We start from the raw sequence: 10,751 nt of genomic DNA, 5'->3' as shown, positions 1-10,751 counted from the left end.
AAGGGGCAGCCGCTTGCGTCGAAGGAGTCGATGGAGCCGATGCCAGCGACACCATGACCCTCGGCCGATCGAGCAGCACCTCGGCGAGGACCAAGCGACCCGTCACCAATGGCCAGATGGCGGCGTCCGCCTGCACGGCTTCGATGGTCGCCAAGGTCGGGGCATCAGCAACAGTGCTCTCAGAGACACTCACCCTCTCGAGGCGAAGGCGCGGAATTGGCAACAGCTGCAGCAGCTCGATGGACTCAATCTGGGTAGGACGGCCGAGTGAGAGACTGATATCGGCCTCAAGATCCGCCAACAGCTGCTGCTCATCGATCAGCAGCGGCGCGAGGGCGGCAACACCTAGCGCTGCCAGTAGCAGCGTGACAAAGAGCCCTAGGGTTAGCTTGAGCCATCTTGGCATCAGGAGACGTCCCTCAATGCTCCTTGCCGCAGCGCCAACAGAGGTCGAAGCTGCCATCAACGAGCTCGCCACATCCATGGCAGACCCAAGAGCGCGCCTCAGCGCGGGCTCGCTTGTCGTCCAGCCAGCCCTTCAGCAGCGTTTGGGCGCGCGGCAGATCGCGGTCTTCGATCACCCAGATGCTGGGATAGATATCGGCGGGTAGCTCGCCAGCAGCGCCCGAGAGGTAGTCACCAAAGACTCGGGCCTCGACACCATGCCGATCAAGCAGATCACACAGCAGCTGTGCCTCGATACGGTCGGCGGCCTGATAGAGTTGCTGCATAACCAGTGCGGAGTGGAGCGGGCGATGGGAATCGAACCCACATTAGAGGCTTGGGAAGCCCCTGTTCTACCATTGAACTACGCCCGCCGGGAGATCGATTGTAGAACCGAGGACCGGGACACTGCAACGGGCACTGCAAACGGTCTCTGCACCGGCAACGCTGTTTTCCGAGCCGGCTTGCACAGGCTCGCTTGTCGCACCAGCCCCTCAGCTCATCTCAGTGATGTTCAGCATACATCTGTTCAATCGCGTCCCGATACTCTGTCAACACCTGATTACGTTTGATCTTCATCGTCGGCGTTAACATCCCGTTCTCGATCGACCATGGCTCCAATGTCAGCGTGACCCGGCGCACCTTGGCGTAACCCGGAAAGTCGGCGAGCGCATCGCGGATGCGCTTGAGCATATCGCGCAACAGCGGCACATGTGAGAGGCTTTCTGAGCGCTCTGGGTCGAGCCCATACTCACGCGCCAGTCCTGGCCACAGCTCGGTATTCACCACCAGCAGCGCGGTCAAGAAGGACCGTCCCTCGCCCAGAACCAGCACCTGGTCAAACAGTGGGTCGAGGCCGATGGTCATCTCCATATCCCCAGGCGGCACCTTCTCGCCGTTCGAGAGCACCAGGATGTCCTTGATGCGCCCCGTGATATAGACATGGCGATCGTCGATCCGAGCCTGATCACCGGTCCGCAGCCAGCCGTCGGCGGTGAACATGCGCGCGGTCGCGACATGATTATTCCAGTAGCCAAGCATGTTGCAAGGCCCTTTGACCTGCAGCTCATCATCGGCACCGATGCGCACCTGGATGCCACGCAGCGGGATGCCAACGCTGTCGGGCCGATTGTCTTCGAGCGGATTCACCGCGACCACCCGGCTCGTCTCGGTCAGGCCATAGCCCTGCACCAGTGGCAGCCCGAGACCGATGAATAGATGCGCGACGTCAAACGGCATCGCTGCACCTCCACTAACCGCCGCCCGCAGACGACCGCCAAGCCGATCCAGCACCGGTCGCGCCACCTTGCGCCGCAGCCAGGGCCAGAGCAGCAGCAGCGGATGCCAGCCGCGGCGCCCTTGGCGGCGCTCGAACTCCATCCAACCGACTCGCACCGCGAGATGGAACAACCGCCGCAGCAGCTTCCGGCGCCGCGCAAGCTGATCCTGGATGCGTTGATAGACCCGCTCGAACACGCGCGGCACAGCGATGATCACACTGGGACGAATGGTCTGCAGATCCTCGGCAAGCTGATTGATCGAGCGCGCATAGGCGACCGTCGAACCAGTCATCATCGGCAGGTAGTAACTGCCCATGCGCTCGAGCATATGCGACAGCGGCAGGAACGACAGAAAGACGTCCTCTTGGTAGACGTCGAGCATGGTCACGCTGGCATGTGCGTTCGCCAGGATATTGAAGTGACTCAACATCACGCCCTTGGGACGGCCGGTCGTGCCCGAGGTGTAGACGATCGTTGCGAGCGAATGCGGATCGGCAACGCGTTGTGGCCAGGACTCGCCACGCTCTGGCAGCCAGCTCGTTGCAATCACGACGCGCTCGTCATAACCGGCAACACGACGCGATTCCTCGCTATCATCGAGAATCACAACCCGCTCCGGGTAGAGCGCTTCGCCGATCGCCGGCGCCAGGCGCTTCCAACGGTTGGCATCCTGGATCAGCAGCAGCTTACAATCGGCATCCTGTAGGATATGGGCGGCGTTGTCGGCCCGATCATCGGTGTAGAGCGGAACTGTCACCAGCCCGAGCGACAGCGCAGCCTGATCGAAGATCACCCACTCCGGGCAGTTGCGCAGCAGCACCGCAACCCGGTCACCTGCACTCAAGGCCTCGGCGCTCAGCGCCGCTCGCCAGCGTGCGATCTGATCCGCGGTCTCGCGCCAGCTAAGACGTTGCCAGCAGTCCCCAGCGCGATCGAACCAGTGGTACGCGGTGCGGTCGGGGGATCGGTGTAGGCGTTGATGAAACAGCCCGTCGAGCGTGCAAGCGTGCTCGACGGAGATCAGATCCTCTGACCATTGATTCACTGGCGGTGCCTCCTCTTTGGATCATCGCTTCTGGGGATCATCGCTTCTGGGGATCATCGCTTCTGGATTCTCGACCGCGCCGGAGTCTAGTGAAAAAACCCGTTGCCCACCAATCCGGATCTCGCGCGGTATCACCCCCTTCATCATCACGATTGTTCGTTATCAGGAGTTTTCTAAGGATGCAAATACAGGTCAATGGCACCCCAACGACCATCCCGGACGCGATGCACATGTCCGACCTGATCGACCACCTTGGCCTCACCGACCGTCGGCTGGCCGTTGAAGTCAACCGCGAGCTGGTGCCACGTAGTCGCTTCGGTGAGCATGAGCTCAGGTCGGGAGATTCAGTGGAGATCATCCATGCCGTCGGTGGCGGCTGAGGTGCCGAGATTCCGCTGAACGCTTGAACGCTTCCTGGCTGATGTTTCCTGGCGGGCCGGCGGCTAGACCACTCAGCCAGCGGAGCCAACGCCAAGATGGATGCGTGCGGTGCTAAAGCTGAGATTCCTCAGCGCCGCGAACCAACCTGATCGGCTATCGTCTCACCACTGTAAGCCAATGCTGTCCTGCTATCGTGCTGTCGTACTGTCTCGCTATTGCCCACGCTCGTCGCCACAGCGTCGGCGATCGGACGTAAGCGACAGCATCGTTGACATCAACGCTTAGCGGCCAGCGAGCGCCTTAGGCGATTTCTGTCAAAGCTCATACCGCCTTAGACTACCCTGACAAAACCGTTTTGGACTCAAACCTCCCAATGACCGTATCGACCTCCGCCTCAGACAGCTTCTCCATCGCCGGCCGCGACTACCAGTCACGTCTCCTCGTCGGCACCGGCAAATACAAGGACATGGACGAGACCGCCCGGGCCATCGAGGCCAGTGGTGCTGAGATCGTCACCATCGCCGTGCGCCGCACCAACATCGGCCAGAACGCCGGCGAGCCAAATATCCTCGAGGTGCTGCCGCCGGATCGCTACACCATCCTGCCCAACACCGCCGGCTGCTACGACGTGGACAGCGCCGTGCGCACCTGCCGGCTCGCGCGCGAGCTGCTCGACGGCCACAAGCTGGTCAAGCTCGAGGTGCTCGGCGATCAAAAGACGCTGTTCCCCGATGTGCTGCAGACCGTCGAGGCCGCGAAGGTGCTCGTTGCCGATGGCTTTGATGTGATGGTCTATACCAACGATGACCCGATCATCGCCAAGCAGCTTGAGGACATCGGCTGCTGTGCGGTTATGCCACTCGCGGCCCCCATCGGCTCTGGGCTCGGCATCCGCAACCGGCTCAATATCCTCACCATCGTCGAAAATGCCAGCGTACCAATCCTGGTCGATGCCGGTGTTGGCACGGCCTCGGATGCCGCCGTGGCGATGGAGCTCGGCTGCGACGGCGTGCTGATGAACACCGCAATCGCCGCAGCCAAGGACCCGGTGCTGATGGCCAGCGCGATGCGCAAGGGGATCGAGGCTGGGCGCGAGGCCTTCTTGGCTGGACGCATGCCAGCAAAGCGCTTCGCCTCGGCCTCATCGCCGATTGAAGGGACCTTCTTCTAGGCGGTCTTCTGGGTAGTCTACTGAGTGTTGATCGGCTCGCCGTCTGGGTCATCGATCACCGGCTCCAGGGTCACATCCTCGTAGACCTCGTCCATCGTGCACTCGCAATCCAGCGTCTGCAGCTGCAGCCGGCCATCCTCGGCGACTGGCTGCAGCAGCCAGCCATCGGCATGGCGACGAAAGACCTCGATCACCTGCTGACGCGAATCGATTAGGACATGTTCCTGCAGGCTATCGAGCAGGCGATAGCGGGCAAATTTGTCGCCGCGATGGTGACATGCGCATCAGAGGCACCGCCCACCGCAAAGACCTCGCCGTCTACATATTCGTGCTTGATGGGCGACTCGGCCTCGCCGGCCAGATAATCGTCAACAGTGATGAATGACGACACGGCATGATTGGACATCATGGCGCTCCTGGTAAGACGGCTGTGGAACCTGTTCGTGGTACACACATTTCGCGAGGATCGGTTTTCTCTGTCATAACTCTTAAGGTGGTGGCAGCGCAACAATGGAAAATGGAGATGGGTCGACTCGAACCGCATCGGGACCGAGGCGAAGCTGCAAACCGCGCTCATCGGGATTCAGCAAACTATCGAACGGCTGCTCGGGCATGGCAAGAAGATACTGGTCCAGTGAGGGACAGCATGAGACTGAATAACCGCGAAATCGAGGCGATTCGCAGCACTGTAGAGGCCCACTTCGGGCGCGGCAGTGCGATCTGTTTATTTGGCTCGGCGCTTGACGATCACGCCTTCGGTCGTGATGGCGATCTCTATATCGAGCCGACGGTACCGCCCGCGGACAATCTCTTCCTCGCTCGTCAGGCGTGTGGTCACGAGTTGGAGCTGCGACTGAAACGACCGGTTGACGTCGTGGTGAGACGCCGGTCACCGACGGCCTTCATGCGCCAGGCGGTGGCGGAGGGGCAACGGTTATGAGCCTGCGTGCTCAAGTGTTAGAGGAAGCACTGCAAGCGTTGGGACAAGCTGCGACACGCTTGCACAATACCCATAGCGATTTAGCGGGGCATTTCCCGCTGACATCGGCCCGGCTGAGCGCGATGAGCCAAATCGATCAGGAGCGCCTCGATGCCCTGGCCGTGCGTTATGCGCGTTGCCAGGACCTGCTCGCCCCGGCGATGCGCGCGCTGGCGCGTATGCAGTTGGAGCCGAAGGCCGATGCGAGCTTTCTTGCACTCCACGCGCTGATGCAGAAGCAGGGTATTGTCACAACAACCGCGGATTGGGAGCGGCAGCGCAGTCTGCGCAATGCTGTCGGCCATGAGTATCCCGATTCGGAAACGATTGCCGACCTGCTCAACAGCATCCACTCAGAAACCCCGGCCGTTCTGAGCATTGTCGAGCGGCTGGGCCAAGTCGCGAGGACGCTCGTTGCTGAGAATCGATGACCCCTGCCTATGCACCCCTACACGACGCCCTGGGGTTGAGGTTGAGTTGAAGCGACCCCCACAAGCGCGCGACTCGAGAGAGCTGACATGAGGCGATGAGCAAGACCTTGAACCTCAATAATGCAGATGCCGGCAATGCGACCGAGCCAGCAGCGGGCTCAGAGAACCATCCTACCGAGACCATGGTCAGCTCAGCGAGCGATGCTGCCAATCTAGCTGCCAGTCTAGCGACCAATCTGGCCGGCAATCCAACAGCAGACCCGGCTACTGGTCCAACCAGTGCCGCGTCGCGCGAGCGGGTACCGCGCCCGGTTCGCAGCTTCGTGCTGCGCGAGGGGCGGTTGACGGCTGGCCAGGAGCGCGCCTTTCGTGAGCTGTGGCCGCGCTTTGGCGTCGACTGGGCGCCTGGCGAGACGCTCGATCCACAGGCGCTATTTGCCGCTGATCAGGCAAGCCCAGCTCCTATCACGCTCGAGATCGGCTTCGGCAATGGCGAATCGCTGGCGAGCATGGCTGCGGCCGCACCGGAGCATGGCTTCATCGGCCTCGAGGTCCACCGACCCGGCGTTGGTCATCTGTTGCTCTTGCTCGAGCAGCAGGGGCTGTCCAATGTGCGGGTGCTGCGCACTGATGCGACAGCCCTGCTCGGGACCGGCCTGCGCCCTGGCAGCCTGGATCGGGTGCAGCTGTTCTTTCCTGACCCCTGGCCGAAGAAGCGCCATCACAAGCGCCGTATCGTTCAGCCCAGCTTTGTCGCTGCAGTCGCCCAGGCACTGCGCCCCGGTGGGATCTTTCACCTGGCCACGGATTCGACCCCTTACGCCGAGTGGATGCTGACCATACTCGAGGATGCCAACGCGCTGTTCGAGAACTGTGCTGGGCCGGGTCAGTTCAGCGCACGCCCGCCGCAACGGCCGCTCACCAAGTTCGAGCGTCGCGGTCAACGCCTGGGCCATCAGGTGCATGACCTCATCTATCGGCGCCGCTGATGGCTGCGTTAACGCTCTCAGGGTTGCAGCCACGCATCCTTGCACCGGTCGATCTGCACATCGACGCTGGCGAACTGCTCTTCATCTCAGGCCCCTCGGGCTCGGGCAAGAGCCTGCTGCTGCGCGCCATCGCCGACCTCGACCCGAATCAGGGCGAGGTGCTGCTCGACGACCAGCCGCGCTCGCGCATCCAAGCACCGCAGTGGCGTCAGCGCGTCGGCCTTCTGCCAGCCGAAAGCGGCTGGTGGGCCGATCGTGTTGGCCCGCATTTCGCGGCGTCCGCGGCGACAGCATCCGTTGGACCAGCCGCTGGCGAGGGCGCTGATCCCAAGACTGCAAGCGCTAGCGCACAGGCCGAGCATCGCCGAGCCGAGGGCCGGCCATTGCTGGACCTGCTCGGGCAGCTCGGTTTCGGGGCCGATGTGCTCGACTGGGACGTACAGCGGCTCTCGACCGGCGAGCGCCAACGCCTGGCACTGGCGCGCCTGCTGCATAATCGCCCACAGGCGCTGTTGCTGGACGAGGCCACCGCTAATCTGGACCCAACCAATCGTCAGCAGGCCGAGCACGTCATCGAGACTTACCGTCGGACCGAGCGCGCGGCCGTCCTCTGGGTGAGCCACGATCCCGATCAGCGCCGGCGTCTGGCGCGAGCCGCGGGCGGACGCTGCGTCGTCATCGACAGCGGCCGCCTCATACCGGAGCAGCCCGACCCACCACGTGAATCCGCCGAGGTCTCCCGCGCATGGACTTGATCTCCCTGAGTCCGTTCGACCTGGCGCTCGCGGCTGGTCTGGTACTGCTGCTCGCCGCGCTCTCCTGGCGCCTGCACCTCGGTATCGAACGGCGCATCCTGATCGCCGCCGCGCGCAGCGCGGTGCAGCTGGTGCTGCTTGGACTGGTGTTGAAGGCGCTGTTCAACACCACCGATCCCGTCTTCATCGGACTACTTGCACTGATGATGCTCTCGGTCGCCGGCTGGGAGGTGATGGCACGACAGCGGCGGCGCTTCCGCGGCGTCTGGGGCTACGGCATCGGCGCGCTCTCGATGTTCCTGTCCTCGTTCAGCGTGACAGTGCTGGCGCTCACGGTCATCGTTGGCGTAACCCCCTGGTATCAGCCGCAATACTTGATCCCGCTGCTCGGCATGCTGCTTGGCAACACCATGAACGGCATCGCGGTGGCACTGGACGGCCTCACACGGCAGGCCTGGGAAGCCCGCAATCGCATCGAGGCGCGGCTGCTGCTCGGCGCAACCTGGAGCGAGGCGATCGCTGACATCCGTCGCGAGGCGCTGCGCGCCGGCCTGATCCCGATCACCAACGCCATGGCCACCGCCGGCCTGGTCAGTCTGCCCGGCATGATGACCGGCCAGATCCTGGCCGGCAGTCCGCCGATGGAGGCGGCCAAGTATCAGCTGCTGATCATGTTCCTGATCGCCGGCGGCACCGGACTCGGCAGCGTTGCGGCGGTCTGGATCGGTGCCCGGCGGTTGTTCGATGGTCGGCATCGGTTGCGGCTGGAGCGGCTGCGGACCGTCTAATCCAGGCTTCGCGCTGACTCACAGCGATTCAATCGAATCCGCAGTTAAGGCTCGCTGAGATCCAACGCATACCGCCGCAGCGGAAGCCAGTCGCTGGCCGTCTCGCTTAAGGGGGCGCGCGGCAAGATCACTCTGGGCTGAGCAGAACGCTCATCGCGAAGACGCGCCAGAAGCTGACGCCACAGCTCGGCATAGCGGCGCCCATCGGTCGGATGCCGCTCGTCGGGCGCTACATCGGCCAGCGGACAGAGCACAAAGGCATAGCGCAGGATCTCGTCGCGGGGGATCAGATAGCCGTCGATCTCACCGGCGCAGTCGCCATAGGTCAGTAGGTCGAGATCGAGCGTGCGCGGCGCAAAGCGCTCGCCACCACGCTCGCGGCCATGCTCGGCCTCGATGCGGCGCAGGACGGCCCGAATCTCACCCACCTTCAGCGCTGTCTCGATACCAGCGACCAGATTCAGGAACGGCTGACCATCGAAGCCCTCCGCCTCGGTCTCGTAGACCGGCGACAAGATCAGTGCGCCGAAGGCCTGGCGCAGCCCCTGAATCCCTCCCCGGATTGATGTCTCACGCTCGAGATTGCTACCCAGGCTGATCCAGCAGCGGCGCACTGAGCCAGCGGCATCGATCGGGTGCCCTTCAGCAGCAGCCATCACCGGCACATGCTCCCAGTTTACCCGCACCCTCATTTTAGCCTACCTAGCCGCGCTCGACATTCGTCGCGCCTGAGTCGACCGCGCCTGAATTCGTCAAGCCAGCGCTCGTCGACCCAGCATTCGTCGACCCAGCACTATCGTTCGCCGCATCGACGCTGGAGTCCATCGCATCCGATGAAGGCCTCCGCTCGATGATGACTCCCACACCCTCGGCATCGCTCACCGCGCCGACCTTATTCAAGGTCAGACGCACCCAAGGCACCGAGAACTCATCGAGGATGATCGCTGCACAGCGCTCAGCAAGGGTCTCGACGAGCTCAAACCGGGAATCGGCGACGAACTGCTTGAGCCGTTTCGAGACCGCCTTGTAATCCAACGCCTCGTCGATCCGGTCGCTCGCGGCACCGCGACGCACGTCGGTGCCCATCTCGATGTCAAGCACGACGGGCTGGCGCATCGTCTTCTCCCATTCGTAGATGCCGATAACGGTCTCGATGCGCAGCCCTTTGATGAACACGATATCCATGCCTCTCGCCCCCTGTTGCATGCGCTGCCCGAAGCAGAGCCTTCGCTGGCAGGCATTCTGGCGCCGTCACCAGCATTTGCAACCCATCAGGCCAGGCAGACTGTCGACGCGACCAACGCAATGCTTGACCGCACCCCTGTCTAAACCGTCAAATGCCGCTCCATGGACGCACTACTCTTCTCCAACCTTGCGCTGATCGCCTGCGCCTACCTGCTCGGCTCGATCTCGAGCGCGATCATCGTCTGCAATATCATGGGCCTGCCTGACCCCCGCAGCCTGGGCTCAGGCAACCCCGGCGCAACCAATGTGCTACGCATTGGGGGACCCAAGGCACGCAAGGCCGCCGCGATTACCCTGTTCGGCGACAGTCTGAAAGGCTTTCTGCCCATGTTCGCCGCCCATCTGCTTGGCGCCATCGGCCTGGTCGACACGAATGCCTGGCTCCTCGCCGCCGTCGCGCTCGCCGCCTTTCTCGGCCACCTCTACCCGGTCTTCTTCGGGTTCAAGGGCGGTAAGGGTGTGGCCACCGCGCTCGGCGTGCAGTTCGGATTGTTCCTGCCAATCGGCGCCGCCGTCGCCGCCCTCTGGCTCTTCGTCGCTAAGGTGCTCAAGGTCTCGTCGGCCTCGGCGCTGGTCTCCATGGCCGCTGCGCCGCTGTTCGTCTGGCTGCTCTGGCCACTGCACGCCGACAGCGGGACCGGTATTTTAGTTGGGATGCAGACGCTGATGAGCCTAATCCTGTTCTGGCGTCATCGCAGCAACATTCGCAATCTGCTCTCGGGAACCGAAGGCCACATCGGCTCGCAGGAGACCGTCAGCCAGACCGAGATCGATCCATCCTGAGCGCGAGCGACCAAGAACACTCAACTGCCTGGATTAGCCAGCCTGGATTAGCTCCGTTCCCGTGAAACAGCGCGCTTGTAGTAAGTGAGCCAATAGGACCCAAAGCTGTGCCTCCTGGCGTCACCCCAAACCTCCGCCCCGTTTCATGTTCCGATGTGGCGCTCCGCCCGCTGCATTAGCCTGAGAGCGGTGGCAGCTCATCGAGCGCCCAGCGCGGCCGCGCACCGAAGGCCAAGGCCTCCTGTTGACCAGCTACCAAGCGCTCATGTCCCGCCAGAGCAATCATGGCACCGTTATCGGTGCAGAGCTCAGCCCGCGGATAGAACACAGCAACCCCACGCGCGCTCATCTGCTCGTCCATGCACGCCCGCAGCCGCCGATTAGCGCTGACCCCACCGGCCATGATCAAGCGGTCGGCCCCCGCTGCCTCAACCGCTCGCCGGCACTTGATCAGCAGGGT

The 10,751-nt window shown here is 63.0% G+C and carries 14 protein-coding genes, 1 tRNA gene and 2 pseudogenes; 8 read left to right on the top strand and 9 right to left on the bottom strand.

The genetic code is table 11. The annotated features are described in order from the left end of the window. The 4 genes from ACY693_RS08055 to ACY693_RS08040 form a co-directional block, all read right to left on the bottom strand. The coding region (locus ACY693_RS08055) for an AsmA family protein (protein ID WP_462321312.1) at positions 1–406 on the bottom strand (406 nt) is incomplete at its 3' end. 13 nt (positions 407–419) lie between these two features. Further along, a complete protein-coding gene (locus ACY693_RS08050; RefSeq protein WP_462321311.1) occupies positions 420–731 on the bottom strand; it encodes a putative signal transducing protein in 312 nt (103 codons plus the stop codon). Between the two features lie 13 nt (positions 732–744). Then, positions 745–818, bottom strand: a tRNA-Gly gene (locus ACY693_RS08045). 130 nt (positions 819–948) lie between these two features. After that, on the bottom strand, positions 949–2,769 hold the full coding sequence (locus ACY693_RS08040; protein WP_462321310.1) for an AMP-dependent synthetase/ligase: 1,821 nt from the start codon (positions 2,767–2,769) through the stop codon (positions 949–951). Between the two features lie 179 nt (positions 2,770–2,948). Here ACY693_RS08040 and thiS point away from each other — a divergent pair, with 179 nt between their 5' ends. Continuing rightward, a complete protein-coding gene (gene thiS / locus ACY693_RS08035; protein ID WP_462321309.1) occupies positions 2,949–3,149 on the top strand; it encodes a sulfur carrier protein ThiS in 201 nt (66 codons plus the stop codon). A gap of 374 nt (positions 3,150–3,523) precedes the next feature. Beyond that, positions 3,524–4,321: a thiazole synthase gene (locus ACY693_RS08030; RefSeq protein ID WP_462321308.1), complete on the top strand. Its 798-nt coding sequence runs from the start codon at positions 3,524–3,526 to the stop codon at positions 4,319–4,321. 17 nt (positions 4,322–4,338) lie between these two features. Here ACY693_RS08030 and ACY693_RS08025 read toward each other — a convergent pair whose 3' ends face one another. Both ACY693_RS08025 and ACY693_RS08020 read right to left on the bottom strand, forming a co-directional pair. Continuing rightward, positions 4,339–4,533: a hypothetical protein gene (locus ACY693_RS08025; protein WP_462321314.1), complete on the bottom strand. Its 195-nt coding sequence runs from the start codon at positions 4,531–4,533 to the stop codon at positions 4,339–4,341. Further along, positions 4,533–4,727, bottom strand: a complete 195-nt coding sequence (locus ACY693_RS08020; RefSeq protein WP_462321307.1) for a hypothetical protein — start codon at positions 4,725–4,727, stop codon at positions 4,533–4,535. Before ACY693_RS08020 ends, ACY693_RS08025 begins: the two co-directional genes overlap by 1 nt. A gap of 240 nt (positions 4,728–4,967) precedes the next feature. On the opposite strand from ACY693_RS08020, the gene ACY693_RS08015 reads away from it, so the two are divergent. The 5 genes from ACY693_RS08015 to ACY693_RS07995 all read left to right on the top strand — a co-directional run bounded on the left by ACY693_RS08015 (position 4,968) and on the right by ACY693_RS07995 (position 8,263). Further along, on the top strand, positions 4,968–5,261 hold the full coding sequence (locus ACY693_RS08015; protein ID WP_462321306.1) for a nucleotidyltransferase domain-containing protein: 294 nt from the start codon (positions 4,968–4,970) through the stop codon (positions 5,259–5,261). A gap of 122 nt (positions 5,262–5,383) precedes the next feature. Next, positions 5,384–5,731 carry a hypothetical protein gene (locus tag ACY693_RS08010; protein WP_462321305.1) on the top strand — a complete coding sequence of 116 codons (348 nt, stop codon included), beginning with the start codon at positions 5,384–5,386 and terminating at the stop codon, positions 5,729–5,731. Positions 5,732–6,054: 323 nt separating this feature from the next. After that, positions 6,055–6,720 (top strand): tRNA (guanosine(46)-N7)-methyltransferase TrmB, encoded by a 666-nt coding sequence (gene trmB, locus ACY693_RS08005; protein ID WP_462321313.1) that lies wholly within the window; start codon positions 6,055–6,057, stop codon positions 6,718–6,720. Continuing rightward, positions 6,720–7,475, top strand: a complete 756-nt coding sequence (locus ACY693_RS08000) for an ABC transporter ATP-binding protein (RefSeq protein ID WP_462321304.1) — start codon at positions 6,720–6,722, stop codon at positions 7,473–7,475. The genes trmB and ACY693_RS08000 overlap by 1 nt, the downstream gene beginning before the upstream one ends. Then, positions 7,466–8,263, top strand: a complete 798-nt coding sequence (locus tag ACY693_RS07995) for an ABC transporter permease (protein ID WP_462321303.1) — start codon at positions 7,466–7,468, stop codon at positions 8,261–8,263. The genes ACY693_RS08000 and ACY693_RS07995 overlap by 10 nt, the downstream gene beginning before the upstream one ends. 44 nt (positions 8,264–8,307) lie before the next feature. On the opposite strand, the gene folK is transcribed toward ACY693_RS07995, so the two are convergent. Together folK and folB are read right to left on the bottom strand one after the other, a co-directional pair. After that, complete coding sequence (gene folK / locus ACY693_RS07990) at positions 8,308–8,955, bottom strand: 2-amino-4-hydroxy-6-hydroxymethyldihydropteridine diphosphokinase (protein WP_462321302.1); 648 nt, start codon at positions 8,953–8,955, stop codon at positions 8,308–8,310. Between the two features lie 151 nt (positions 8,956–9,106). Then, positions 9,107–9,448: pseudogene (gene folB, locus ACY693_RS07985) on the bottom strand (dihydroneopterin aldolase); the annotation flags it as partial. Positions 9,449–9,610: 162 nt separating this feature from the next. Here folB and plsY point away from each other — a divergent pair. Beyond that, the gene (gene plsY / locus ACY693_RS07980; RefSeq protein ID WP_462321301.1) at positions 9,611–10,291 is read left to right on the top strand and encodes a glycerol-3-phosphate 1-O-acyltransferase PlsY; all 681 of its coding nucleotides are present in this window, start codon (positions 9,611–9,613) and stop codon (positions 10,289–10,291) included. Between the two features lie 175 nt (positions 10,292–10,466). On the opposite strand, the pseudogene ACY693_RS07975 reads toward plsY, so the two are convergent. After that, positions 10,467–10,751 (bottom strand): annotated as a pseudogene (locus tag ACY693_RS07975) (tRNA (adenosine(37)-N6)-threonylcarbamoyltransferase complex transferase subunit TsaD); the annotation flags it as partial.

This window comes from Halochromatium sp. (assembly GCF_054919635.1).
The sequence above is the reverse complement of the archived record's forward strand: the minus strand, read 5'-3'. Positions and strand labels throughout refer to the sequence as shown.

What these genes read in the sequence shown, in the direction of transcription:
- ACY693_RS07995 (WP_462321303.1), top strand. Translation starts at nt 7,466, where the DNA reads ATGGACTTGATCTCCCTGAGTCCGTTCGACCTGGCGCTCGCGGCTGGT.
- ACY693_RS08010 (WP_462321305.1), top strand. Translation starts at nt 5,384, where the DNA reads ATGAGCCAAATCGATCAGGAGCGCCTCGATGCCCTGGCCGTGCGTTAT.
- ACY693_RS08020 (WP_462321307.1), bottom strand. Translation starts at nt 4,727, where the DNA reads ATGTCCAATCATGCCGTGTCGTCATTCATCACTGTTGACGATTATCTG.
- plsY (WP_462321301.1), top strand. Translation starts at nt 9,611, where the DNA reads ATGGACGCACTACTCTTCTCCAACCTTGCGCTGATCGCCTGCGCCTAC.
- ACY693_RS08000 (WP_462321304.1), top strand. Translation starts at nt 6,720, where the DNA reads ATGGCTGCGTTAACGCTCTCAGGGTTGCAGCCACGCATCCTTGCACCG.
- folK (WP_462321302.1), bottom strand. Translation starts at nt 8,955, where the DNA reads ATGAGGGTGCGGGTAAACTGGGAGCATGTGCCGGTGATGGCTGCTGCT.
- ACY693_RS08050 (WP_462321311.1), bottom strand. Translation starts at nt 731, where the DNA reads ATGCAGCAACTCTATCAGGCCGCCGACCGTATCGAGGCACAGCTGCTG.
- ACY693_RS08015 (WP_462321306.1), top strand. Translation starts at nt 4,968, where the DNA reads ATGAGACTGAATAACCGCGAAATCGAGGCGATTCGCAGCACTGTAGAG.
- ACY693_RS08030 (WP_462321308.1), top strand. Translation starts at nt 3,524, where the DNA reads ATGACCGTATCGACCTCCGCCTCAGACAGCTTCTCCATCGCCGGCCGC.
- thiS (WP_462321309.1), top strand. Translation starts at nt 2,949, where the DNA reads ATGCAAATACAGGTCAATGGCACCCCAACGACCATCCCGGACGCGATG.